This is a genomic window from Mycolicibacterium arcueilense (assembly GCF_058536225.1).
Genome location: NZ_JBZTYL010000017.1, coordinates 1 through 24,067 on the forward strand (window position 1 = coordinate 1; position 24,067 = coordinate 24,067).

Genomic DNA, 24,067 nt, shown 5'->3' on the forward strand with positions numbered 1-24,067 from the left:
CCCACCCCACAAACCGCCGTCAGAATCACCGTCGAACCACACCACTCAAGTCAGTCCACGGATTGAGGCTAAAAGGCACCCCGCCTGGCCGGCCTGGACCGGCCTGGATGCCCGGCTCGACCAGGTAGCGCGGCTGATGCGCTGCGCCGGTATCCCCTCTGAAACGGTGGTGCGTTGGCTCGGTCATTTTCAGATTACTGACGCGAGCTGACGGCACGGAAGACTGGCGTCATATATTCGGGCGCCGGACGTGTTTGACCTTGGTCGGGAACGGTGAACGCTGACCGTTGAATCCACACATCACCGGGAACCTTGCTGTAGTCGATGACCCGGTCTGCTTGTGCTGCAACATAGTCCATGAAAATTCGGGTTACGCGGCCATTCAAGTCGCGGAATGGATGCGCGTAGTTCAACCAGGAGTACACGATGGCGGCCCGATCGGCGAAGTCGTTGTCTGTTGTCTCAGGCCAGTCAGTTTCAGCCACAACCCGGGCCGCTCGTTCGAGGCAGGTGGCGATCGTTTCGACTGGCGCGAACTGTGACCACTGCTTGCCCATTGGTACCGACCGGTAGTTGCCGGCCCAGTCGTAGAGGTCTTGCGCCAGCTGACGGTGGAGGGCACGTAATTGAGCACCATCGAGCGGGTCGGGGACGCTAGGGGTGTCAATTACCGCTTCGATTGTGCGGATGGCGACCACGATGCCCGCGACGTGTTCAAGCTGCAGGCTGTCACGGATGTTCAGGCGGTTGACCAACACGGCCGTACCAGGGTAGATGTAGTCGTCCCATGATGCTGTACTCCAATCTCGTTGTACTGAAGTAATTTCTGCATCCGCGTGACCTATTTTGAGCGCCTGCAGTTCCTGCACGCGGTGAACAGCGTCGGTGGCTGTGATGGTGCCTGCCGCGACGCGGTAAAGCAGTTCGATGTCGTCTGTCGAGGCACGCCAACCTTCAATTGCGCCGCTGGCTACGCTGCTTCGCACAACCTCGAGTTGTGCTGCCGTCAGCACAGGCTTGTCTGGTGACATGCTGACTCAAACCCGGGACCATTCACTTGTGCTGTTGCATCATCTGCAAAGCTCGCTCATGGCTCTCGCGGTCACGTTGCCCGTCGCGATACTCGACCTTGCCTTGCTCGCGATTGCGCACCAGTTCGATGTACCCGTGGATGGCATGTTCCAACCGATACCAGGGATCGGGCGGTTGCGATAGGTCGCCTTCGCGTCGTCGGGGGATCTGTACCCACGTCAGATTCCACATGAGTTCGATCATGGGCGCGTTATCGCGGACCAGTTCCTTGTCCTCCGCATCCTGCACGAAATTCTCAAACGGCCACTGATGCATCCCCCAGAAATCACGCGGCACGTCGACCTCAAAGCCCATGGCTCGAACCATATTGCTAGGCAACGCTGATACAAGGCCCTGCACTCGCGTTTTGTTCTGGCTCGTGCCGTTGGCTTTGTATTCGCCCCATGCGGCGGCTAGGTCGATCAGAATCTTCCGCATCTCAGCGCACCACGCCCTGTCCATGGCTGCATCGGCATCGCGCTCGACTTCGCGCCGCTTGACCACCTCGTCAAACGTTTTATTGGGGATATCGTCGAGTACGTCTCTGAACGTCTTGCGTTCCGCTTCACCGACGGGCAACCATTCCAATTCGACTGCGTTGCCACTACTTCCGAAAGTGAAGTGGGCGTGAAATGCGACGGCGTGGCCAGGTTCTACAGTCGGCCCGTCCTCGCCTTCGTGCTGTTCGAAGCTGAGCATCGTGTGCGGGTCGACGTTGATGAATCGGACGTCTTGGGCTGCCAACGTGCCGGTGTTGCGTAGCACGTAGCGGTCCCCTTCGGGATGCACGGTGATCGTCCATCCGTACTTGGCGCGTTCCTCGTTCGCCTGCGCGCGCGCCTCAGCTGAATGCGCGAGCGTAGATGCCTTCGATGAATTGTGCGCTGATCTGGACGCTTGGAACTGAGCGAAGCACGCGACGGCGAACGCACCGACTGCAACGAGCGTCGCGGCGGGCGAGTGGTAGTGCTTCCACAACCAGAAGTCGAACGCGCCGAACACGACAACGACGACTAGCGCCACCGTCAGGGATAGTTTCACCGGCCACTCCTTACGCCTCACTCATTGGCACCAGCAGGGTAGCCGTTGCATCCGACAGTCCTGGGTACAGAATGCTCGAAGAGGTTGATCTCAAGACCCCACATCGATGATTATCGGGATACCTAAATCAGTCGCCTGTTTGCCCGTTTCGGCTGCCCTCGCATTCATCCGGTCAAGGCTTGTCAGCTTCGCGGCTGCGGCGTTGAGGCTGACGTTGAGGCCTTCGACTTCTCCGGTCCAGCCGTTGCTGTTCGCTTCGGCGATGCGATCTCTCAGGTTCGCAATGATCTCAGTTAACCTATTGCGGGCCTTGGGGTCTAGTCGCAAACTCGGGCAGCGGATACACGCGTGCTCGTGTTTGCACGGTGTTCCGTATGGTCGTCCGCATGTGCCGAGCTCGAGTTTCCTGAGCTCGAAGTGCTGTTGGAATTCGCTCCATTCTTCGTTGGTCGGTTCGCGGTACTCGGCTTCGGGCCTTTGTTGGCGGCGCGTGTCGAGGAAGGCGCGGTATGTACGGACAAGCTGTTCGGGAAACACAGCCGTGTAGCCCTGGGTTGTGTTGACGTTCTTGTGGCCCAACAGCCTTGACACGATGTGGATCGGAAGGCCGCTGCTGACTGCATCGGTGGCGAACATGCGGCGAAAATCGTGTGGGGTGTAACGCAGGGGGCTTCCGGCCGCATCCACCAGCCCCGTCCGCCCGAGGGTCTCATTCAGCCATGACTGGATGGTATTTGTGGATGGGATGTACCAGTTTCCGCCAAGCCGATGCTGAAACAAATGTGGTAGCGCGGGACCTGTGACCTTCTCCTTGTTGTCGTAACGTTTTGTCAGCGGGATACTTCCGCCGTTGTCATGCCGGAGCCGAGTGATGACGGTTGCGAGCACACTGGCTAGTTCAGGGCTGACCAAAAGGAGTCGTTCCTCGTTTGATTTCGACGGAACGATTTGGAGCATCGGGACTAATTCACGGGTCTTGGGCAGTCGGTAGGACACCAGCGCGAGGTGAGTAATTTCGACGAGTTCTTCGACGCGAACGCCAGTGTGGCGCAGAGTCTCAATGGCAGCCCAGGCCCAAAACGCACGGGGCTCGGACTTGCTGACGTCAAGAACCTCGCCTGTGACCAGGTCTTCGGCAAGATCTGGGGGCGTATCACTTTTGTAGTCATTTCTCCGATAGGAGATCGGGATCGTGCGCCGGTACCGGCGGCCCGAGTGCTCGAAGGTTTCATCGACCTCGACGGCTTTGAGCGCGGCCAGCAACCCGGCCTGGTCGGCTTTGTACCGTTCAGCACCATCGACCAGGACGGGAAGATGCGGTAGCCGTTCACGGATACGTTGGTGGATGGCAGCCTTGGACTTCTTTATCTCCTTTCCAGAGCCGGCAATGTCGCTCTTGCGGACCGGACTTGGCACGCAGTAGGCAGCCCAGGACGGGTCGTCCATTGCCCATTCTTGAAGATCGAGGTAGAACGCCCGCACAGACTGGAAGATCGGCACGTAGTACATCTCGGTGCGGTTAGCTTTCAGAGTGTGCGAGGTTTGAATTCGCCGTTTCCATGCAAGGGCGACATCTTCAGGCAGATGCAGCGACTCCACCTCGGGGTGGTGCAGCTCGATATCGGCCCAGAATCGTCCAGCAAGGCCCTTGGCGAGGTGGTCCAAGCTGGCGTAGTCGAGACTCGCTCGACGTTCTTCCAGATAACGAACGATAACGTCACGGACAGTCCGGTTCCGCAGCCCGAAGTCATCGACTAGTTCGCCACATGTGCGCTGACCGAATCGCCCCGCTTCCTCGATGGTGTGGAAGCCATGTAAGTCGGCGATCCCGTCAAGAAGTCGCCACGCCAAACTCAGACCGCTGCGTGTGCGGTCACCGGCCGACCGTGTCCAGGCACGATAGGCCAGTAGGTCTTCAGCCGTGAGTTGATCGACGTCTTTCCCTGTGTGCAACAAAATCTTTGAGATCAGTGCGAGTACATTCTTGAGCTGATTGCTGTTGATGCTCCGCTCCGCGGCACGGCGCTCGATCTGTGCGAAGAGTTCGGGGCGGAACGTGCCACGCGCCGAGCTGAAGAGAGAGTGCGAGCGGTAGCCGGTGAGAAAGCCGTAGCCGGGAAACACGATCCGGCACAGCAGCAACGCTCGCAGGCCCATCATGAGGTTGTCGTGTTTCTGCCGCTTGCTGCCACGATCTTCGGGCGCGAACAGATCGTCGACCCAACCGGGTCCGTCCTCGGCACCTGAGGATAGCCAGCGTCCCTGCCAACCATCAGATGGTTCTTCTGTGAGCCGCACGAGGATCCTCTCCGCCATGCGGTGTCGGAGTGGATGCCGGTCAGACCGGTCTATTGGCTGTTGGTCAACCAGTACGAGTACTTCATTGATAGAAAGATGGTCGCGTGGCCCAGGCGGCGTAGCGTCCTCAGCTAAATGCTCGTGCCACAGTGCCTTAGGCCGATCACGCTGCAGCAGAACAGTTCTCAAATCGTCGTTATCCGCGGCTAGTTCGGTCATGTCCAGGTATCTCCGAACAAGACGCCCATGTCCGCGGCGTCGTAGCCCTCGGCCAGGTCAGCCACCGGCGCTAAGGGAACATCGCGTTCACGCTCGGCGTAATGCTGTCGAACTCTCTGAATCACGTTGGCCTCATCTTCAATCAGGTAGATATTGGCGGTAGTGGACAAATGGGCGTGGCCGAGCACCGTCTGGACGTCGCGGGCGGACAGGTTCTCGTCGCGGATCATCCGCATCGCAGCTGTGTGTCGTAGATCGTGCATCGTCCAATTCGTGCCGAGCTTGTCGTTTGCCCGCGTGAGGACCTTCCGCAACGCGTCATAGGTCAACGGCTGCTGACGCAGTCCATCTCCTCGGTCCCTCCGGCGACGTGTCTGCCACAACCGTTCGTTTGGTGCCGGCTGCTGACCGAGTCCGGCCACGTAGATGCGCAGCCACACAAACGACTCCGGGCTAGCTGGGAGCCATTGTTCAGCTCGCGTCCCCTTTCGAACAACCCGGATCAGCTGATCTCCCCAATCCAGGTCCACCATCCGTAGCATGAGGACCTCCTCGGATCGTGCACCATTGCTGACAACCAGCGAGAGAAGCGCGCGATCACGATCAGACCCCAACGCCCCGAACAACTCCCGCCACCGCTCGTCCGGTATCTCCCGTGGGAGCTGTTTCGGAAGTTTGGGGTTGTAGCGCAGACGGCCCTCTGGCCGATGCGGATCGAGTGGGTTGTGATGCGCATAGGGACGGCCACGTCCCCGATCCAAAGGAATCGGATTCACCAACGGGCCTTGCTGGCGATCATCGATCCAGTACTGATAGAAGGCTCGAATGACCGCATTCGAGTGCCTAATTGTACGTGCCGCGTAGTTGTCGTCGAGATACCGCTTGCGCGTGACGGGATTAATTGTCCCCGCAGTCGACGCGGATTTCGTCCGTCGATGGTTACGTTCCTTTTCGGCAGCCAACAGCCACAGGACGAGATCGCGGCCTTCGGCTGGTGTCGCCTTGTTCCACTCAACTCCGATTGCGCGCAACCATCGCCACCAACGAAGCAACGCATACGCATAGCTACGCACGGAACTAGAGCTATTGCCTTGTGCGACAAAGTCAATCAGGAACTCGCGAATCGCTGATACCGGCTTTTCAGCGTCGTCATACACGAGCCAAACGCTTGGGCCATGCGACTCACTCACACTGCCCCATTTGGAGAGCCGAATCGTCGTGATGTCACGTTCCAGGTCATCGAACATCAGGTCCCACCCGTCCTCACGTATCGGATGGTGCAGTCCTACCCGCACACCAGATGCATCAGGGTGACCGCACCTGGCGTGTCGTCACTTAGTCCGGTCAATACTTCGGTATTTGTAGCCAAGCAGCTCGAACTGCTTGATCCACCACCGGTAGGTCGACCCGTCACCGATTTTCGGATTGCGGGGCAGACCGGGGCCCCATGAGGTCAACTCCGTTGTGCACTCGACGAGAATCAGCCGGGGGTGATGCTGTGCGGCGTAGTGCAGCACGCAGTTCGCGGTCGCTCGGTCGCGTTCGGAGCGTGTGACCCGCTCGTCGAACTCGGGATCGTCGAGTTCGAATAGCGACAGGCCCTGTGCGTACGCCTTCTGTGTGTTCGCCTGCGAGTGGTTGACGCAGCTCACCCCGGCGCACAGCAGATCGGCAGCCGGAAGGTCCCGCGCTGAGTGGTAGTCGGAGGCCTCCTTGTTCACCAGGTCGGCGATCCAGTGCTCAGCCTCGGGGTGATTGGCCTCGTGGACCTCCACCTTGTAGCGGTTGTGGTTGGCAGCCATGATCGTTTCGAACCCGGCCTCCTTGATGCCGGTGGTAAGTCCACCGAACCCGGAGAACAGATCGACCGCAACCAGCGAGTCATGGCGGAACCTGCGCGGCCGCGCAGCTGGGCGATGCTCAGCGATCGATGAAGTCATGGCCTGCCGACCTTGTCGACTATCGCCCAAATGGCGTTGCAAACGTCGATCAGCGTTGGAGCGGCGGTGTGGGATTGTGCCCACCTCTCGGCCCCTCGCTGTACATATGCGCGGATCTCGTTCAGCGCCTCGGCGTACCGACAGTGCTCGGCGACGACACGTTTCACGTTCGGTGGGATAGCCAAGTCCTCCGCGTCACGGTCCAGCCCGACCATTTCTGCGATGTCAGCCAAGTGTTCGCCGAGCACCAGGGCGACAGTCGCCATGTGGTCGGCGGTCTCGACGAGGGTGGGCTTGTCCAGAGCGGCGAGATTGTGGAGGCGGACTTCCCGCGGGTATACGCCGTCGTTCGTGAGGGAATCGGAGGAGCCGGTCGGTTGGTTCTCCGTCGGCCAGCTCAGCGGGTCATGGGCGGGGATGCCACGCAGTGTCAGCGGTTGACCTTCGGCAAGTTCGTTGCGCCACTGACATACCCATTCGCCGAGTGAATCTCCGGCGTCGAAGGCAGCGACGAGATCACGAGCCGCGATGTCGGCCACGGTCGGGTCGATCTCCCGAACCACGGCCAGCAAGTAGATCAGACCGTACCCGTGGACGCTGGCTGATAACTGGGCATGCCACGCCTCGTTATTCGTGTCATATAGGCCCGACTCTCGGGTGTCCGTGCTGTGACTTATCCACCGCTGCAGCTGCTCGGCCAGCAATGTGGTCGCGGGCTCGCGTTCCCGGGCAGCTTTCATCTCCGCGTCGTCGCCCCAAAGGGTGGCTGGGCCGTCGTAGGCATCCGATAGGTGCCACTGTCGGATGACCTGCGCGGCGCCTTGCATCTCGCGCCTCCGATTCGGATCGGTGAATTCCCAATCGAACTCGGCCAGTTGCTGTGCCAGCGTGTTGAGGCGCTCGAAGCTGTGGCTGACAGCGACATGCCAGCCGGTGAATGTGTGTGTCAACGCCAGCTTGCCAGTAAGGACGACACGGCCGCGCTTCCCGCGGCCAAGCGTCGGCGTCACCACCAAGTGAGGAACATCCGTTGGTGACGCCGTGATGTCGACGCTGATACCCGCGAGTTTAACTGTCTGGGTCAGGAATTCGATCCTGCCAAGTTGCAGCTGCTCGGTCATGCCACGCTCCAATTGATCTGGGAAATGGACTCTTCGATGGAGGTCGATCCTCGAACCGCGTCTGGATCCCGTCCGTCGCATCCGGCGCCGTCGCACTCGCAGTGTGTGGACAGCCGTGGTCCTACCCGTGTAGGTGCGTGATGATGAGCGGTCACGCTGGCCATATCAAACATCCCCACCCGATACTGCGGCCCGCGCGGCGAACACCGAGGTGTGCACGTCCTCGGCCGGCACGGGCAACCGCTCGTCGGTTGATAGGTTGCCCAGCTGCAGAGCTCCATCGTCTTCGACGCAAAGGACCCGGTAGACGATCCGCAAACCCTTCTCGGCCTCGTCTCGCAGCTCGACGAGGTCACCGGGACCAAACGTGCGACCGCGAAAATCGGGCGGCTTCCAAGACCCCATGATGTGCTCCTAATTGGCCTGGTGCTGCTGGTTGGACGACCGCGTGAGCTCGGCGGCGAGCAGAGCCGCGGCCAGAGCGAGCACTTCTGCCGGCGCAGGGCCCTCGTCGTCCCAGTCATCGAGGTGGATGCTCACCTGCTTCCAGCGGTCGAGGATCACCGACGACTCGCCAACGTCCCACACCACTTCCTGAAAGTGGGAAAAGCTGGTCGGCTCAGGCAGTTTCACGACGGCATACCCGTTGGCGGCAAGCGCGGTCAGGTGCGCTGCGATAGCGGCATCGGTCATCGACAGGTACACCGCTTGGATGTCCTCGTGCAGGTCGGTGAACCGTTCGGTCAGCGGCAGGTCTGTGTCTGCTTGTCGGATCGCCGCAGCGACCTGCTCGCGTTCGTCCTGCGTAATCATCGGTAGTTCTCCGATGCGACATAGAACCCCGCACCAGTGCCTGGATCGATCCACATGCACGGATGGCCATCGGCGTTGCCGTCTTCGAACTGGCACATCGGTAAGGCTGGCGCCGGCGTTGCTGATACGCCGACCAGCCCGAGCCCGACGAGGGCAGTGGCGAGAAGTGTGAGCACGGTGCTGTCCTTCCGGAGCGCTTAGTGAGAGCGTGGTGTGCGCTGAATCAGCGTCACTGGGAACGAATTGGGGTGATCTGGTGTCACACCTGCCCACGAAAAGCGCTTCGCCGCAGGGTCTGTGACGACCGCCCATCCGTGGCGGACATCGTCGGGAAGGTAGCGGCCCGCACTGTTCGAACCAGCTGGTCGCCGTTGCAGGTCATAGCCGTTGACGGTCGCTGCGAAAGAGGCCTTGTCCCAATGCCCGTAGCCATAGACACCCTCACCGGAGTTGTCCTCGACGAGAGGAAGAACCTGCTCGGTGACATGGTCGATCAGCTGGAAGTCGGCGGCTGTCAGCGCCTGCCCAATCCGTGCACAAGACTCCGTCACGTCGCACTCCGGCCACTGATGCCGCCCGAGCTGGGGTTGTGCCGCACGCCAGCTCCTGGATCTCGACCGGCCTTCGGCACGGCGCGGTGCGGCTGCCTGAGCCAGTCGCTGAGCTCATCGTGTGCCCAGCGCTGCGACTCATCGACAGAACAGCTGCGTGGTGCGGCATCCTCGCGTGGGTAGTAGGTCACCGCGCCACCGCATACCGCGCACACATCGTGGCGTTTCATCGGTTGTTGCGAGGCAGCTCGGCGCCGGCCTCCCGCGTGAGCAACTGACCTGCTACCTGCGTTACGCACCGACGTTCTACTCATGCCGAGTCCCCCCTTGCCGCGCCGGCACCACGCTCATCCGAACCGGCGCCAACACGGGCACTGTGGCACTTGTCATTTCGGCGATGAACCGCACCGACATCCAAACCACTCGGGCCGCCACTTCACGAACAGGATCGTCAAATCGGACAGCGCTCCACAACGCGTCGTATTCACGCTTAAGGAAGCCGAACCCCTCGTGGCTGGACGCCAGCGACCGGCCGTGCGGCCTCACCATGGAGCGCACCGCCTGCGCTTCCGCAACCGCAGCACGGCCGCGTTCACGCGCAGCGCCGGTGGGTTCGCACAGATCAGCAATGAAGCGGACAGCCATCGCGCCGACCTGAGCAGCCTCGGATCTGGCCCGCCCGATGTGGTTCGCGCGGACTTCGTCCCACAGGTCATCGACTTTCTCGCCCAAGACCGTCGCGCCCTCTTCGTATGAGCGCCAGATGTTCGGATACTCCGCCAGGCTGCGCAGCCATTCGTCCCAGACCGCCAATTCGGCGTGGCGGTAAGGCGCCTCGGGATCGCTGGCAGTACATGCCGGCGCGATCAGATGTGGTGTCCTCATGCCGGCACCACCCAGGGATTGATGCCGCCCGCCCGCGCGCAGTCACCGCAGACCTCGTCACCGTGAATGCATGACGCCCCGCAGATCATGCACCCGCCGGTGCACCCCCGGCAGGCGAAAACTCCCTCGACTCGCACCGGCTCCACCGGTGGCTTACCGCACATCGGGCACTCATCGAGCTTCGACTTAGACCAACTGGCAAGGCTTATGACTGCCGCCGCGTTGGTTGCGGAGACAGCACGGGAAGCGGAGTCAGCGCAGTTCAACGATGCTGACGGAACTTTGTGAGGCGTAACGCTTGATTCCGTTGCCGACAAGCCTCTACTCTGAATATGACCGAGCAAGTCACACTCTCCTCTGTATTTGGGGAGACCCTGGACGTAGAAGGTTGCAGCTTTACGTCCGCCTGAGATGCCCCCCTCGTGGGGGCTTCTCTGGTTTCCTAGGTCACCAATGTGTGGGAAACTCCGCCCGGCCCCGGTCCGTTTCGCGACCAACCAGGCGTAAATCAGACAACGGTCACAGCCCCCTCTCCCCCGCTGCGCTCAGCAGCCCGCGATTGCGCCAGATGTAGAGCAGCCGAATCCGCAACCGCCCAATGAGTTTTGGTCTGCCCCTGATGGCGGATGCTCTTGACAGCGCCATCCCGACGCAACACCCCGAGGCTTTGGTAAATCGGCTCGGAATGAATGCCGCCAACCCCCGCGTCGACCAGGCCAACCCGCAACTCTGCGACAGTCATTGCGCGGCCAGTGCTCGACAAGATGTCGAGAACTATCGCCTTCAGCTGCCCACGCACACCCCGCCTCATGCCGCGTCCGACCTGCGTGTGCGGCGTGACCGACGAGTGCGCGGCGCGCTACCGGTTGCAGCGATGTGCTCGAGCTTTTGGACGCGACGGCGATAGCAGCCCGCCCGATCCTCCTCGGCGAAATCTACTCCGGCCCAAAGGCCAACCAGTTTGTAGCGACCGTCGGCGTGCAACTTCAACGCCTCGTTCGCGCACCACTGGCGAAACGGGCACTCGTTGCAGATTTCGACCAGGTACGGATAGAACTTCGGCTCTGTCCACACGTCCGGATCGTCAGAGGCAACGCGGCACGGCGCCGGCATGTCGGAATTGGGAAACAACATGCGCGTCCGCTCAGTCACGGCCGCCGGCGGATTGGCTGTCTGCTTTACACAGTCCTCGACGTTGGGCAAGTTCGCGTCGTCATGTACTGCCGAGTTGTCCTCGAAAAGGCACAACTGATGGCGTTCGGCCTCTGCCGCCGGGAACGTTAAAAGTCCAGCGGTTTTGCCTGTAGGTCGACCACTTTCTTCACCGTTCACGCTGATCCCCTGTCCCCGTTACCTGTGTCCACGTCGGTTGGGTGTCATCCACCCACTACTAGTAAATATCAGTTTCGTATCGGTTCGTCAATGGAAACTCAGCACGTTGGCTGCGCCGAACCGGGCTCTGTGAAGTTGTCGACCCCGCCCTGGTGACGCGCGGGAGTGGGTTCAGGGTAAGCACATCAATATCGACTATTCAAGCTATGGAGCAGAAAAGGTGATTTCGAAGAGATACTCCCACCATGGTCGTTGTCGCCTCAGGTAGGCGATCATCGCTGGTAGGCGGGCGATTTGCGGGTTCTGGCGACGAATGTAATCGCCCGGGTAAGATCAACAGGATCACGTTTAGAGCGCGTCTGCGGAGCTGGGGAAACCGGAGGTGCTACCCCGGGTATGGGTATAGTCGCAGGTAGAAGAGAAAAACGGACCGAGAGGCTGCCAGCTTCCATTGGAATCGCGACATGAAAATCACGTTTACTCAGGGCCTGGCGTGTCTTCTAAGCGTGATATCGATACAGAAAACGTGACTCGGTACGATTCCCGACATGATGACCGCGTCGTCGAACCGCCTCCGCGCGCCTTGACGTTCAAAGACGCGGGCGAGGCTCTTCGGCGTTTGCGGACGCGCAGAGGGTGGACCCTCGATGAGATGGCTGCCATGACCGGGCTTGCCAAGATGTCAATTAGCCGCGTCGAACGAGCCACGAAAGTGCCGCGGCCGTCAACCATCGCGCGACTAGAGAACGGCCTGGGTTGGAAAACGGGATCGTTCTATCGGCTAGCTGAGGCCGGCGACGACGACGCAGCACTCGACGAGCTTGTGGACAGCTTCGCCGGCGGGTCAACCGAGGCTCCGCCTGTGCTCCCGGTTCGCAGGATCAAAGGGTCCGAAGTCCTGGTCGCTCACGTCGAAGCAACTATCGACATGGTGGACGCACTCATAGACCAGCTGCCCGCGCCGAGCAGTCCTAGGTTCGTCAGCACGGTCAATGCGGCGTTGGCGCAATGTGCCAAAGTGACTGTGTTGACAGCAAGTTCGTGGCGAATGGCCGCTGTGACCGACAAGGAGATGACAGCGCGACTGCTGCAGGCAGTCCGCGATCTCGAAGCCAAGCGTCACCTCCTGCTGGAGCGGATCCCGGATTCTACGGCCGCGCGATTGGAAGCTGCATGCAGACAAAGTGGACTCGCTGAGGGTCTGATCAGCGTTCTGACTGGCATAACGACGGACGAGATCTGGTCTATTCGGTCGGGTGGGGCGGTGCCCGAAGGTGCCAACGCTCGGGTTGCGGCGTTCATAAAATCCCAGCTTGGGTAAGTCCACCCCGCTGGCTGCGGTAGCATCAGTTTCCATTGTCGGCCGATGACGAAACTGTGGAGCGATGGACAACAGCGAAGCTGAGACGATCGGTGAGCTGGACGGTTCAGATTTGGCGGCCAAGCTCAACAAGCTTTTCGACACAATGCACCCACGCGGAACAGCGCCAGTGTCGAACTACGCCGCGGCCAAGGGCATTGAAGAGAAAACCGGCGTAAGCGTCACCGCGCAGTATCTCGGTCAGCTGCGCGCAGGTAAGAAGCGAAACCCCACGATGCAACACCTGCGTGCCATCGCTGACTACTTCGGCATCTCGGCGAGCTACCTGCTGGAACCGGGACCAAACGAAGGTATCGAGTCCCAGCTGGAAGTGCTTCGCGTCATGCGTGACGCCGGCGTGCGCGATATTGCTGCTCGGGCCGCTGGACTGTCGCCAGAGTCCCTACTGGGTGTCGCTGCGATCATCGACCGCGCCAGGGCCCTTGAACAGCTTCCGCCTGTCGCTCCCCCCACTGCGACTGAATGACCTGTTCGGAAGGTGAACGTACGGACCTCCGTTGGGGCTTACGCAGTCGGTCAGCCAGTGAAGGCGGTCCGTCACGGTTGCTGGCGAATGAATATCGACGGCTCCGACTAACGGTCTCCGACGAAGCAAAAGTTCATTACTCCGTCACCTGCCGTCGAATGAACTCGGCCATGTGGGGCACCGTGAACGCGACCCGTCCGTGTTCGGGTGCCCAGATCAGGCCCTTCTTCAATGCGGAATCGCGCAGGTCGCTTACCGCTGAGGTGGTCGTTCCCATCAGTGCGGCGACCTGGCTTGACTTTGGATCGTCTCGTCCGCTGCGCGCCATCGCGTCAAGGTAGCGACGCTCGCGCTCGGTTGCCCGGCGCCAACGAGAAGGGAAGAATCCCTCGTCAAGACGGGCGAGGCCGACATCGATCGCCAGGGTGGCGTCCTCCCGGCTGAACGGAGTGTCGGCGGCGACGTTCCAGATTGCTTGCCCAAACTCCTGCAGAAAGTACGGGTACCCCCCGCTCGCAGCAACCACGGTGTCGAGAGCTTCATCGGTGAAGTCGCCGCCGTACTTCTTGACCGGTATGCGCAGTGCATCGGAAGCTGCTTCCACCGACAGCGGGCCGATGGTGCTGTAGGCGAATTGGCGCTCGGCGTATGAGCGGGCCTCAGCCAACGCCGGCGGCAGGTTTGGCAGGCCCGCGCCGATGATGAAGAAGGGCCACTCCCGCTGGCTGGCGCGGTGCTGGGCGGCAAGCAGCGCCGACAGCAGGCTTTGGTCTAGGTCCTGCATCTCGTCGATGAACAGTCCGAACGCACTGGCTCGTGGCTTGAGCTTGGTGGCAATTTCTTCGACAAGCTCTTCCAAGTCCAACCCGATGTTTCCGCTGGCCGCAGGGTTCGAAGACCCGACCTTGACCTTTGCAGGTCCGACCCCAACTTCAACGGAGAAGTTGCGCGCTAGCTCAAGCAGCGGGGCGACCAGGCTCTTAGCTCTGTGTTTACGGCTGAACCTGCGAAGTCCGAGAGTGAGTTCTTGTGAGAGCCGGTTTCTTACCGCGGCCACGCCGGCCTCGTCGGCGCGAGCTTCGATCGCCACTGTGAGCCAGCCCTGGTGCTCGGCGTGCCCTTCGAGCATGCCCAGCAGCGTTGTCTTCCCGACGCCGCGCAGGCCAGACAAGATCATTCCGCGGTCGTAGTTTCTGCTCTTGCTGCGAGCCACGAGCAGATCAAAGTCCTTGATCTGTTGATCGCGCCCCTCCAAAGCTGGTGGTCGCAAGCCTGAACCAGGCTTGAAGGGGTTCAACTCTCGATTCATATCGAACAGTATGGAGGCATATGGGAAATACCCGATACCACTCCATAAAATCCCATACGGGTCGCCGTGTCACGGAGCCAAGTCCGGGACACCGCGGACCTCATGAGAGGCGCTCTAGCCGGGGATGTCGTACACCAGCCGGAAGGAGTCTGCGGACATGACCGAGTCGCAAATCTCGAGCACCCGCTCGCCCGGCCCGGTTGAGAACGCTTTGCGCACAGTGCGAATGACCGGCTGACTCGACCCCACCGCAATCCTGTCCATCTCATCGATCAGGGGCAGCCGTGCTTGCACGGTCTCCTGAAACCGGCCTATCTGATGCCCGGATTCCTCCAGCCGGGCGTAAATCCCGCCGTCGCCCGTGTCCCTGCTCATGATGGACGTTCCCTCGGCCAAATCCAACGGGATGTAGGACACCGACCACTGCAACGATTGACCTGCAATGACGTACTGACGTGAGCGCCGAACGACCTTGATGCCCACCCAATCTGAGTCGACGTGATCAACCTGGCGGGCGAGATCCGCGTCGAACAGGATGACCGACACCTGCACAGCATCCACGACCGGCGCAATTCCAGCCGATTTCGCATCTACCGAGTACGGCCCTAAGCCTTGTTCTCGGTACGTGCGATGCAATCGACTGGTCGCCAACCGAACAATCGGCGGCGCCTTGCGCACAAAAGTGCCACTCCCCCGCCCAGAAGAAATGAGCCCTTCATTGCTCAAAACCTTGAATGCATCACGCACTGTCAACCGGCTCACTTTGTAATGAGCAGTTAGTTCAATAACCGTCGGAAGTTGCTGCCCTGGCCGGTAAATACCGTCCACTATTGCTTTGCGGATAGCGTCGGCAACTTGGTGCTGCTTAGTTTTGCGTCCGCCATCCTCAATAATGCGATGCGGAAGCCGAATAGCAGCACTCATGAGATAAAGAATAACAGTTAATCATGGGGATATGGCTGCTAATGAAAGACGGTCAGATCAGATTAATGCCGTCATGGTAACGGATCACCGTCCCGCCAAGCGACTTCACAGCATCCTCGACGCGAACACCGAACGCCGGAGACATCCAGGCCGCCGCTTCGTCGGCGTGCACCCACCGCAAAGCCCGCGTCTCCGAGCTCAACCGAAGCTGTCCGGACAGCGCGGTGCAGCGAAAAACCAGCGCGACAACGTGCGCGCTCATATTCAAGTAGCAACCAGTGAACAGGGTGGGCTCCACGACGAGCCCGGTCTCTTCGAGAACTTCCCGCGCAACTCCCTCAGTGAAGGTCTCCCCGCGCTCCAGAATTCCTCCTGGCGGCTCCCAATCTCCGTTGTCAGCACGCTGCGTGATCAGCACGGTGTCACCATCGACAACGACGCCGGCAACGCTGACCGAAAACCCGCTAGGTGCTCCGATGCAGGAAGTCGCCAGGGCTGCGCTCAGATCCATAGTGCTCACAGCAATTCCCCCTTCTAGATCTCCGCGATGAGTTTGCGGCGCCGTCTTGTCGGTCGGCACACATATTTGGGGCTGGCCGGATCGTATTTCTCCATGTCGGGATTGGGAACGATTTTTCCGCTTGAATCCCTTATGTCGAGGGCGACACGTTCCATGCGCTGAATCTCCTCGACAGTAAATAGGTCGAAATCGATATACCCGCAGTCGGGCCTGCCGTTCTCTTCCGCCTCTACTTGCGCCTCAGATTTCTCGTCGATTTTGAACCACTGACGGGTGTAGAGGCGGGGAACGCGGTCAGAAACTTGTTCTTTAAAAGGCACCCAGTGCTTTTTGGTTTCTGGCGGCAGTTTCGGGTTGTTCCAGTGCTCTCCGGGGCTGTAGCCGAGGTAGCCCTGGTATTCGGTGGCGTCCGCGGCGCCGGTGTCTGGATGAACGGATGCGACCAGGCAGCGCCCTTTACGCTTCGGGTCCATCGATTCGCGGATCATGCGCACCTTCGGCCGTACCGAATCTTCAAAGCCCTTGTCCACGGTCATGTCGCTGGGTTTGCCCAGCGAAATCGTCAACGGGAGGTTGGAGTTCCACACACCTGGGATTGAGGTATCGCGTGCATCCTGGGATATGAACATGCCGTGGACGCGCAATTCACGCCCGATTGAGGTGATCTCGGTGACCATGGACTCGATTGCCGCGGCTCCGTCCTTGCCGAGCACATTCCTCCATTTCGTCCGCATGCCTTTGATCTCGTCCATCACCAGCAGAACCGGTGTGAACGAGTTCCAGGTCTCGGGGTTGTCGATCTTGTCCTGTAGCGAGCCTTCCTGGCGTTCCTGCAGGATCTGGTAGGCCAGCACGATCGCTCCGACGTAGGCCATGCCGCGGGTTGTCGAACCCAGTCCTACAGCAACCGTCCCCGGGACAGGCAGGTTGTGGTCCTCGGCGTGTGGGGCGAAGTAGCCGGCATAGTCAGCACCTTTGCCGTCGGCCAAGATCAGCATCCAACCCATCGCCCGGAACTGTTCGAGCCAGCTGCGAATCGCCACCGACTTGCCCGCGCCGGTCTCACCGATCACCTTGACATGAGCCATAGCCTCCATGCACACGCCAACAACCCCGCTGGCTGCTACGCCGAGCTTGAATTCCCAACCGGTGTAACGTTTGCGGGCCTCGGCGACTGAGGAGATCACCGGCCACATCGGGGAGAAGCACAGCTTGGGGATGCCGGATTTGCGTGACGCGCCGAAGGTGTCGCTGCGGGGGTCGAATCGGAACGTCCAGATACCCCCGGTGCCGTTGAGGAAGGTGGTCTGGAGTTTTTGCTGAATAGCGGTATCGGTGAGGTACCCAGGTTCGGCACACCGGAATCCCCACGACACCAGCCTGTGCGCACCTTTGCCACTGTTTTCGAACTCGGTTGTAGCAACATCGAATGCCAGTTTGTGCGGGAATTTGGCGCCGGCCAGCCGCATCAAGCGCCGAAGGTCTTCGTGAAGTGCCCCGCGCTGGAGGAACTGCGGGGGCAGCGCAGCTAGATCTATCGGCTCGGCTAACCCGTCAAACTGCGCATAGCGGGTGTCGACGCCGTCGGCACCAGGTGCAGCCGCGGTGGTTCGCCGCCCCGACTCCACAGCGAGCACCACAAACCCGAGCAGGATCAGCGGCACAGCGAAAGTCCGGCCCCAGCCGAACTGCAAACCCACCCCAAGGCCCGCGGCCACGCTGGCGGCGCCGAGTGTGTTGATGTAAACGTGCACCGCGCGAGGACTGGCAAAGGTGCGCTCGATCCGTTCGCGGCCATCCTCACCGGTGACCGTGGTGGAGTGAAACTGACTGATCGCATGAGCCAGCACACACACTGCGGCCAGCGCGGCAGCGTCAACGAGAAGCGCCTCGAGTGTCCAACCGACCGCCGGATAGGACCACGGCAGCGACAACAGGTGGGTTTGGCCGGCAGGCGAGAGCATCCCCAACTGGCACCACAGAGACGAGAACGTGTTCGAGTAGCAACTGAGGACCCAGGCACCGACTAGGCCGGCAATCGCAATCACGCTGCAACACCAAGCTTGCAGCCCCAGCGCACAAGCCAAGGATTGATCAGCTGACCTACCGTCACGGTGGGGTCATCGTCGGACTGGCCGACCACCACAGCTACGGCGGTAACTGTTCCGGCGTCAGAAACCGCCCACACGGGGCCGCCGGAGTCCCCGTGATCGACTGTGGCGCGGAACGCGACACGATCGTCGCTGACGGCGACCAACGCTCCACAGCTGACACCGGTTTGCCCACCGCGTTTGCAGATTCGGACGGGCGGGTCGTCAAGCAGGTCCTGGGCCGTGGAAACGCCCACGGGACTGATGCCATCGAGGGTGGATACGCTGTGCCCCAGCTCTTTTGAGATGGCGACCGTCGCAATGTCAGTTCCGCGCAGCACAGTGTCCGGGCCGGAATTGCGGGAAGTTACCCAGCTGGCAGCTGCATGGGAGGTCCCGCTGGCCGGATCGCGAACCTCAATCTGCGGCCCGGTCCGGCAATGTCCCGCGGTCATCGCTTGCAGCTCCCCCGTCGGCGAGACCACCAGCCACCCCAGCGTGCACGTCGACTGGATCTGGCTATCGCGGTTGATCACATAGATCGATACCCCGGGCTGTAGGTGCATACCCGGGGTATCAGCTGCGCACATCGGAGCCAGGTCCACCCATAAGGACGTCGCCAGCACCGCGGCGGCGAATGCTTTGAGGAACGTCACCGCACCAAACTCAAGATGTCCAAGGGGGTTTTCCTGACCTCCTCAGGTGTGCTCAGCGCCAACTCGAAAGGCTGCTCGTCGGGGCCGGCGCCCGCTGGCGCCGCGCTGGCGGCCCCGATTCTGGCCGCGGAGGCATGCCTTCCGGAGTTCTGGCTCCGCTGCTGCTTGCGGCGCTCAACGATAAGGCGAGCTTGCTCGTGGAACTCGTCGACCTCGGAGGGGCTGAGAACCTTGGCGCTGATTACCGCGGGCACCGAGACGTTGATCGCTGAGAGCACCTCCACCGCGTCAACACGATCTGTGGTGGTGCCCAGTAACGCGATGTAACCCTCGGTGCCGGCGGAGACCCGCCACTGCTCAGGTCGCTCAAGCACGTCGGTGACTTTCATCGCAGGCTTCGTCGCGATGCCTGCGTCCTGGGCCTTACGGACAAACTCATCAACGACGACCGCAAAGTTCGGCATTGGCCCGCCAACGGGCCCTAGTTCCATCCGCACGAGGATCGGCTGCACGTCTTTACCACCTTTCTTTAAGCGGACTGATGGCCTCTGGTGACTGTTACCCTAGTCGATATAAAGGATGAAAGGTCCGTTAATGGGAACTCTGAATATCGCCGCCACGCGAGAAATTATTGTCGCCTACGGACAATCGTCGAGTGCGTGGGCGGCCAGCACAATCAACACTTGGCTGGGCGTGATCGTCGGCGTCATATTCCTCGCTGTCGCGGGCAATGTTATGCGTGATAAACAAAAAGACGAATCGGATAAAGTGAAAGCAATTGCATTGCTAGGTGTCGGGGCTGTAATTGTTGCCGGTGTCGTCATGATGTTCGTGAACAACAAATTTGGCGGTGCCGCTGGCCGCGTGGGCGACACTGTGAACTAAGCGGCTGAATTGTCGCAACTGACCACCGAATAACGTGAAAACACTCCGAGAGGCGCCAAGGCAATGACATCCCCGGCTGAACCTCCATCACCGTCACCGTCGCCAGGTAATGGCTTGGCCGCCGCAGCCCAGGCGCCCACGGTAACGACCCCGCCGACGTTGACTGCGCGCACGTTGACCGAACCGACCCTCGACCTCGACTTGAGCAAGGCACTGCTGCTGCCCGGCACGGCGATGGGAGGCTACGCCGGCCTCCGCGCCGCAATGAAACGATCGCCGGCTCTTGAGGCCAAGCTGAAGTCGGCTAGATCCGAGGCCTACCTCGATCTGTTCCGAGCGTCGAAGAAAGCTCCGAGCCTGGCTGGTCGACAAGCAGCCGGCAGAGGTGCTGCCGCAGCGGGCCGCGCGGTGGCCGCGGCGGCTGCGAAAGAGGCCCCGCGAGTATTCGCTAAGGCCGGAATGATGACCCTCGGCCGCGTGGCGCTGGCGCCGCTGCCCGTGGTGGGAACAGTGGTGCTCGCTGCTACATGGCTGTTCGACAAGGACAGCCGCAGTCTCGTCAATGGGCTGATCTCCTGCATCGGCGGTGTGGGATTCCCCCCTGACGGCGACGCGCCGCCCAGCCCTCCGCGCACGCAGTTTCTGCCACTGACCGCCGACGGCAACCGCGATCCTCAGATCGAGAAAATCGACCAAGGCATGACCCAGACCAACACGGCGGCATTCAACTACCCCCCAGATGACATCTGGCCATCCAGTCCAACGATCGAGACCACCCCGGACTTCAAGTCCACGGTAGCTGCGATAAACAAGCTCGGACCCAAGGCAAGCTCGATCGCCGACTCGATCAGAAACCTCTCGAATTCCATCACCGCCGACTCGTCCGGAAACTTAGTATCGTCAATTCCGGCGAAACTCGGACCGTTGGCCGACGCATTCGATGAATATCGAGACCAGGTCGCTCCTGGTGCGGCGTCCGCTGTCAATGGCGTAACAACGAAAGCGAACGAGCTCTACCAGAAATTCCGCGAAATAAACAACGGAAACCGCGCGGAAATCGCAAACAGCACCAGCGGGCTCATCCCTTTCACGGCGAATCATGTCAACGTCGCGAAAATGGATGACAGTATCGCCTCGGCGAAAGCTGCCGCTGGAGAGATAACCAAGCACAATGCAGGGGTCTCCGCTGCGTTCTCGAACTGGTCGGTCCCCAGCACTGCATCGAACGGCACCGGAACAACCACCCCGATGTCATCGGTTAACCGTCCCGACCAACGCGCACAGCCCGCCCCCGCCGCCCCCGTGGCCGCAGAGCCTGCGCCGACCGCGGCAGTGCCGCAATCGCCCACTGACAACAACACGAAATCACCACTGGACGGTCTGCTGTCCTCGATTCCCCCAGTTTCGGCGCCGAGCTTTCCTGGTGGCGGCGGCATGCCAATGCCCACGATTCCCCCCATGCCCACAACCGGTCCGACTGCACCGGATGCCGGCATGAACCCGATGGCCGACCAACAACCCCTCGACGACCACAAAGACTCCGACGGCAAGGACAAAAACCAGGATGACCAGCTCGACAAGAGCGAGGTTCCCAAGCCCGAAGAGCCCAAGGACAACACCCCCGACACCCTGGCTGTAGCCCCCGGGACGCCAGGGGTCCATCCGGCCGCAGTCACACCTCCCCCAGGAGCGGACAAGACAGTGCGCATCGGTAACAAGGACTACGTCTTTGACTCCCCGCGGATAGCTGCAGCGATCAGAGAAAGCATGGAAGCCGCCAAATCTGGACCAGGTATCCCGATCACCCAGTCCCTCGCTGACAATGGCTACACCATTCCTCCGGTGGGCCAACCGCTCGGTCAGTCAGTTGACTCCATCACCGCGGCCAAGCCTGGCGCGATCATCGTCAGCAACAACGGCGCCGACATGGCCTACTACCTCGGAAACGGGGAAGCCGTCAACGAGCAGGGCGAGATCAAGCCCGTCGCCGAAGTGATCAACCCTGTTGGACCCAACGACGGCATCATCGCAATGCCCGAACCTGGAACGCCTGTGGTCGATCCCACCGCTTCACCGGTCGGCCAAGGAGCAGTCTCCACATCCCCGCCGGCCGTTGGAACTTCTGACATCCCACCGGTGACTGAATCCGTTGAGCCACAGGGTCAGCCATCCCCCAGCACGGTAAGTCAGCCATTCCCGCAACCTCACCGCCAGTGACCATTCCTGAACACATGCCGGAATAGCCGATGACAAGCCCCGACACCACCATTGACCCCAACTCGAGCGGCGCGTTCGAATCCAGCCGACAAGGGGTCAGCGACGCCCAAACCCGGGCTACGGGACCCGCGCCGAGCACCGGCCTCGACGACATTGACGACGCTTTGGCAAAGCACACCGACAAGACGAAAACCGAGCTCGACGATTCGAAGAAGACCCTAGACAAGTCCGCCAAGGGCATCGCAGATATCACTGACGCCGACAAACAATCGGCCGGGAAGTTCAAAGGTTCACCTGGCCAAATGCCAGGGATGGCAGGAAGCCCATCCCCGGCCGGCTACGGCAGTCCCGCGCCAGCGGCAATGCCTGTCGCAGCACCGGCCGCGATGCCGGCGGCCTCCCCAGCCGCCAGTCCACCGGCGATACCAGCATCGATGCGGCCCATCTCCCCACAGGCGCTGGCCTCGCTGTTGTCCAGTGCCGGCGTAACTCCGCAATCGGCCGCCCAAGCCATGGAGTCTGGGCGTCATGTCGGTTCCGGCGCCAAGCAGCCACTCTCGGAGGCGAAACTGGCAAAGACGGGACGAGGGGTGCTCTCTCCTGCCGAACTGAGAGTCGCGATCGACAAGGCCGCTGACGCCGCAGGAATACCCGCCGACAAGGTCGTTCGAGCGAAATGGCACGCGCTCTACCGCTTCATGATCGAACACGAAAGCGGCAACAACGCCGACATCATCCAAGGCGTCAAGGACGTCAACCTGACCGGATCCACCGCGGCCGACGGCGGCCCAGCCAACGCCGCACGAGGACTGTGCCAGGTCGTACCAGGAACCTTCAAAGGCCACCACGTCGCCGGCACAAGCGACAATATCTTCGACCCCGTTGCCAACATCGCGGCATCCATGCACTACGTCATGGACGAGTACGACGTCGAACCCAACGCCGGCGCAAACTTCGAGCGATTCCAAGCCCGCCGCCACGCCAACGGCTACACCGGATACTGATTTCAATCCGGCCCCATTCCGGGATGGGGACCAGAAGTGTTCAACCCGGAGGTATCTGCGGATGTGGCCGGGGAATTTTTTGGCGTAGGTCCATGGTCGGAGAGGCGCCTTGAGGGGCCTGTGGCCGGCCAGCTGACATCACCGCCATCTGGCGAGACCGCGCACACCGCACAGGCGGTCCTGGCACCGCTCTCGCTGGCACCCTGGTACGCGGTAGATCTTCACTCGCGTGGGCCCCGCGGGGGCCGATAGAACGTGGCGGCCGTCTGCATCCCATCCAGCAGCGTCGCGAACCTCTCCCCCGCGCTTGACGCCTCGTCGGCATGCCCGAACCCCGTATGCCGACTGGTTGGTGCAGGTCAGCGACATAGTGCTGCAAGAAGGGCTACAGGCGCACGAACAGCGGTGCACTGGCGTCACTATGCCCGAGGGTGGGTTTCGATCGCTTACAGGCGCGTTCAGGGGCTGTTTTGCGCCTCGCCGCTCGGGGGCGGCGGCACACAAGGGCCAAACAGCCCGTTTCTGAGCCGTTCTGACCCAAACAGGACAAGATCGGCACGGTTCGGTATGAAGCGGATCTTGACAGCGAACCGGGCCAGTCCGCCACCCGCGCCGCCCTTCACTTACGACCCCGTTGAACGCGTAGATGCGCACGCTCTGATGTCTGTGAGCCGGTCTCTGGCCTATCGAAGCGCCGGTCGTTGCAGACGCTCGGGCCATGTGTCACGCCCGTGCGCAACGCGGCGAGCACGTTCCGAGATGCAGTTGGGCCACAGCTGTAGCGCAGTGGCGGGCGGGTCTCCCGAGGCAGCCCTGGCCTCTACACCTTGAGTCGGCGGAGGACTCGATCGACTGATTGGATCGACCATGGAAGGTGTCCTGATCCGCCTCGCATGCCTATCGACTATCTGCGCCCAAGGGTGTTTTGCACTGCCCCGCAAGATTTTCTGGAGTGCAATACCGGGGTGATGCTCGTCGGTTGGCGCGGGGCCCCGGGTGCATCCGCCAGCGGCAATGTCGTTCCGAAACGCTTTGCGCGATAGGTCACGAGAACCGAGCAGCAGGGCAGATGTCTGTGGCAGCGGGAGCCTTGTTAGCAGGTTCGTCCGCGTACGGCCTGGCTCTTGTCGCTGGGGGCGCTTGGTGTTCGCGCATTGCGCAGCGGTACTCGCGCATGCAGCATGGACGCGCGTCAATGCAAGTCGAGGTCGGCTCTGGTGGTCCTGCGCGTTGGGCGTATCGGCCCTGCGATCAGCGGTGGCTGGTGATCAGTACCGAGCAATGATCAATACCTGTGGATGAGGCCCGAGGAGGCGGCCTGAAAGTGGGCGCACCTTCCCGAGG

General features: G+C 61.2%; 22 protein-coding genes. 5 read left to right on the forward strand and 17 right to left on the reverse strand.

What is annotated here, in order from left to right:
* Positions 1-194: 194 nt before the first annotated feature.
* The 11 genes from AC4LGL_RS19705 to AC4LGL_RS19755 all read right to left on the reverse strand — a co-directional run bounded on the left by AC4LGL_RS19705 (position 195) and on the right by AC4LGL_RS19755 (position 11,271).
* Positions 195-1,031, reverse strand: a complete 837-nt coding sequence (locus tag AC4LGL_RS19705; protein WP_050545739.1) for a Fic family protein — start codon at positions 1,029-1,031, stop codon at positions 195-197.
* Between the two features lie 22 nt (positions 1,032-1,053).
* Positions 1,054-2,112 carry a hypothetical protein gene (locus AC4LGL_RS19710; protein WP_235615442.1) on the reverse strand — a complete coding sequence of 353 codons (1,059 nt, stop codon included), beginning with the start codon at positions 2,110-2,112 and terminating at the stop codon, positions 1,054-1,056.
* Between the two features lie 90 nt (positions 2,113-2,202).
* A complete protein-coding gene (locus tag AC4LGL_RS19715; protein WP_078332055.1) occupies positions 2,203-4,629 on the reverse strand; it encodes a tyrosine-type recombinase/integrase in 2,427 nt (808 codons plus the stop codon).
* Positions 4,626-5,876, reverse strand: coding sequence for a tyrosine-type recombinase/integrase (locus AC4LGL_RS19720; protein WP_071289631.1), 1,251 nt, complete (start codon positions 5,874-5,876; stop codon positions 4,626-4,628). The genes AC4LGL_RS19715 and AC4LGL_RS19720 overlap by 4 nt, the downstream gene beginning before the upstream one ends.
* Positions 5,877-5,960: 84 nt before the next feature.
* Positions 5,961-6,569 (reverse strand): DNA cytosine methyltransferase, encoded by a 609-nt coding sequence (locus AC4LGL_RS19725; RefSeq protein WP_491840262.1) that lies wholly within the window; start codon positions 6,567-6,569, stop codon positions 5,961-5,963.
* Positions 6,566-7,690 (reverse strand): hypothetical protein, encoded by a 1,125-nt coding sequence (locus tag AC4LGL_RS19730; protein WP_491840263.1) that lies wholly within the window; start codon positions 7,688-7,690, stop codon positions 6,566-6,568. Before AC4LGL_RS19730 ends, AC4LGL_RS19725 begins: the two co-directional genes overlap by 4 nt.
* Before the next feature lie 165 nt (positions 7,691-7,855).
* Positions 7,856-8,095 (reverse strand): hypothetical protein, encoded by a 240-nt coding sequence (locus AC4LGL_RS19735; protein ID WP_491840264.1) that lies wholly within the window; start codon positions 8,093-8,095, stop codon positions 7,856-7,858.
* Between the two features lie 9 nt (positions 8,096-8,104).
* On the reverse strand, positions 8,105-8,503 hold the full coding sequence (locus AC4LGL_RS19740; RefSeq protein ID WP_491840265.1) for a hypothetical protein: 399 nt from the start codon (positions 8,501-8,503) through the stop codon (positions 8,105-8,107).
* A 197-nt stretch (positions 8,504-8,700) separates the two neighbouring features.
* Positions 8,701-9,054 carry a hypothetical protein gene (locus AC4LGL_RS19745; RefSeq protein WP_491840266.1) on the reverse strand — a complete coding sequence of 118 codons (354 nt, stop codon included), beginning with the start codon at positions 9,052-9,054 and terminating at the stop codon, positions 8,701-8,703.
* 306 nt (positions 9,055-9,360) lie between these two features.
* Entirely contained in the window at positions 9,361-9,939 is a 579-nt protein-coding gene (locus tag AC4LGL_RS19750; RefSeq protein ID WP_491840267.1) for a hypothetical protein, read from the reverse strand.
* An 807-nt stretch (positions 9,940-10,746) separates the two neighbouring features.
* Complete coding sequence (locus AC4LGL_RS19755; protein WP_491840268.1) at positions 10,747-11,271, reverse strand: hypothetical protein; 525 nt, start codon at positions 11,269-11,271, stop codon at positions 10,747-10,749.
* A gap of 526 nt (positions 11,272-11,797) precedes the next feature.
* On the opposite strand from AC4LGL_RS19755, the gene AC4LGL_RS19760 reads away from it, so the two are divergent.
* Both AC4LGL_RS19760 and AC4LGL_RS19765 read left to right on the forward strand, forming a co-directional pair.
* On the forward strand, positions 11,798-12,592 hold the full coding sequence (locus AC4LGL_RS19760; protein WP_491840279.1) for a helix-turn-helix domain-containing protein: 795 nt from the start codon (positions 11,798-11,800) through the stop codon (positions 12,590-12,592).
* Positions 12,593-12,656: 64 nt separating this feature from the next.
* The gene (locus AC4LGL_RS19765) at positions 12,657-13,118 is read left to right on the forward strand and encodes a helix-turn-helix domain-containing protein (RefSeq protein ID WP_491840269.1); all 462 of its coding nucleotides are present in this window, start codon (positions 12,657-12,659) and stop codon (positions 13,116-13,118) included.
* Between the two features lie 136 nt (positions 13,119-13,254).
* Here AC4LGL_RS19765 and AC4LGL_RS19770 read toward each other — a convergent pair whose 3' ends face one another.
* The 6 genes from AC4LGL_RS19770 to AC4LGL_RS19795 all read right to left on the reverse strand — a co-directional run bounded on the left by AC4LGL_RS19770 (position 13,255) and on the right by AC4LGL_RS19795 (position 19,129).
* Complete coding sequence (locus AC4LGL_RS19770) at positions 13,255-14,427, reverse strand: ATP-binding protein (RefSeq protein WP_491840270.1); 1,173 nt, start codon at positions 14,425-14,427, stop codon at positions 13,255-13,257.
* 114 nt (positions 14,428-14,541) lie between these two features.
* A complete protein-coding gene (locus AC4LGL_RS19775) occupies positions 14,542-15,351 on the reverse strand; it encodes a GntR family transcriptional regulator (RefSeq protein ID WP_491840271.1) in 810 nt (269 codons plus the stop codon).
* 52 nt (positions 15,352-15,403) lie between these two features.
* Complete coding sequence (locus AC4LGL_RS19780; protein WP_491840272.1) at positions 15,404-15,862, reverse strand: NUDIX hydrolase; 459 nt, start codon at positions 15,860-15,862, stop codon at positions 15,404-15,406.
* A gap of 23 nt (positions 15,863-15,885) precedes the next feature.
* The gene (locus AC4LGL_RS19785) at positions 15,886-17,919 is read right to left on the reverse strand and encodes an ATP-binding protein (RefSeq protein ID WP_491840273.1); all 2,034 of its coding nucleotides are present in this window, start codon (positions 17,917-17,919) and stop codon (positions 15,886-15,888) included.
* The gene (locus tag AC4LGL_RS19790; RefSeq protein ID WP_491840274.1) at positions 17,916-18,527 is read right to left on the reverse strand and encodes a chymotrypsin family serine protease; all 612 of its coding nucleotides are present in this window, start codon (positions 18,525-18,527) and stop codon (positions 17,916-17,918) included. The genes AC4LGL_RS19785 and AC4LGL_RS19790 overlap by 4 nt, the downstream gene beginning before the upstream one ends.
* A gap of 86 nt (positions 18,528-18,613) precedes the next feature.
* The gene (locus AC4LGL_RS19795) at positions 18,614-19,129 is read right to left on the reverse strand and encodes a hypothetical protein (RefSeq protein ID WP_491840275.1); all 516 of its coding nucleotides are present in this window, start codon (positions 19,127-19,129) and stop codon (positions 18,614-18,616) included.
* 82 nt (positions 19,130-19,211) lie between these two features.
* On the opposite strand from AC4LGL_RS19795, the gene AC4LGL_RS19800 reads away from it, so the two are divergent.
* The 3 genes from AC4LGL_RS19800 (at position 19,212) to AC4LGL_RS19810 (ending at position 22,723) form a co-directional block, all read left to right on the forward strand.
* A complete protein-coding gene (locus AC4LGL_RS19800; RefSeq protein WP_491840276.1) occupies positions 19,212-19,502 on the forward strand; it encodes a hypothetical protein in 291 nt (96 codons plus the stop codon).
* Between the two features lie 174 nt (positions 19,503-19,676).
* Positions 19,677-21,719, forward strand: a complete 2,043-nt coding sequence (locus tag AC4LGL_RS19805; protein ID WP_491840277.1) for a hypothetical protein — start codon at positions 19,677-19,679, stop codon at positions 21,717-21,719.
* A 29-nt stretch (positions 21,720-21,748) separates the two neighbouring features.
* The gene (locus tag AC4LGL_RS19810) at positions 21,749-22,723 is read left to right on the forward strand and encodes a transglycosylase SLT domain-containing protein (RefSeq protein ID WP_491840278.1); all 975 of its coding nucleotides are present in this window, start codon (positions 21,749-21,751) and stop codon (positions 22,721-22,723) included.
* Positions 22,724-24,067 lie beyond the last annotated feature (1,344 nt).

Excerpts from the sequence above, each read along its gene's own strand:
- AC4LGL_RS19725 (WP_491840262.1), bottom strand. The coding sequence starts at position 6,569 with ATGACTTCATCGATCGCTGAGCATCGCCCAGCTGCGCGGCCGCGCAGG.
- AC4LGL_RS19770 (WP_491840270.1), bottom strand. The coding sequence starts at position 14,427 with ATGAATCGAGAGTTGAACCCCTTCAAGCCTGGTTCAGGCTTGCGACCA.
- AC4LGL_RS19790 (WP_491840274.1), bottom strand. The coding sequence starts at position 18,527 with ATGCACCTACAGCCCGGGGTATCGATCTATGTGATCAACCGCGATAGC.
- AC4LGL_RS19720 (WP_071289631.1), bottom strand. The coding sequence starts at position 5,876 with ATGTTCGATGACCTGGAACGTGACATCACGACGATTCGGCTCTCCAAA.
- AC4LGL_RS19765 (WP_491840269.1), top strand. The coding sequence starts at position 12,657 with ATGGACAACAGCGAAGCTGAGACGATCGGTGAGCTGGACGGTTCAGAT.
- AC4LGL_RS19775 (WP_491840271.1), bottom strand. The coding sequence starts at position 15,351 with ATGAGTGCTGCTATTCGGCTTCCGCATCGCATTATTGAGGATGGCGGA.
- AC4LGL_RS19735 (WP_491840264.1), bottom strand. The coding sequence starts at position 8,095 with ATGGGGTCTTGGAAGCCGCCCGATTTTCGCGGTCGCACGTTTGGTCCC.
- AC4LGL_RS19730 (WP_491840263.1), bottom strand. The coding sequence starts at position 7,690 with ATGACCGAGCAGCTGCAACTTGGCAGGATCGAATTCCTGACCCAGACA.
- AC4LGL_RS19780 (WP_491840272.1), bottom strand. The coding sequence starts at position 15,862 with ATGGATCTGAGCGCAGCCCTGGCGACTTCCTGCATCGGAGCACCTAGC.
- AC4LGL_RS19715 (WP_078332055.1), bottom strand. The coding sequence starts at position 4,629 with ATGACCGAACTAGCCGCGGATAACGACGATTTGAGAACTGTTCTGCTG.
- AC4LGL_RS19705 (WP_050545739.1), bottom strand. The coding sequence starts at position 1,031 with ATGTCACCAGACAAGCCTGTGCTGACGGCAGCACAACTCGAGGTTGTG.
- AC4LGL_RS19800 (WP_491840276.1), top strand. The coding sequence starts at position 19,212 with ATGGGAACTCTGAATATCGCCGCCACGCGAGAAATTATTGTCGCCTAC.
- AC4LGL_RS19810 (WP_491840278.1), top strand. The coding sequence starts at position 21,749 with ATGACAAGCCCCGACACCACCATTGACCCCAACTCGAGCGGCGCGTTC.
- AC4LGL_RS19750 (WP_491840267.1), bottom strand. The coding sequence starts at position 9,939 with ATGAGGACACCACATCTGATCGCGCCGGCATGTACTGCCAGCGATCCC.
- AC4LGL_RS19740 (WP_491840265.1), bottom strand. The coding sequence starts at position 8,503 with ATGATTACGCAGGACGAACGCGAGCAGGTCGCTGCGGCGATCCGACAA.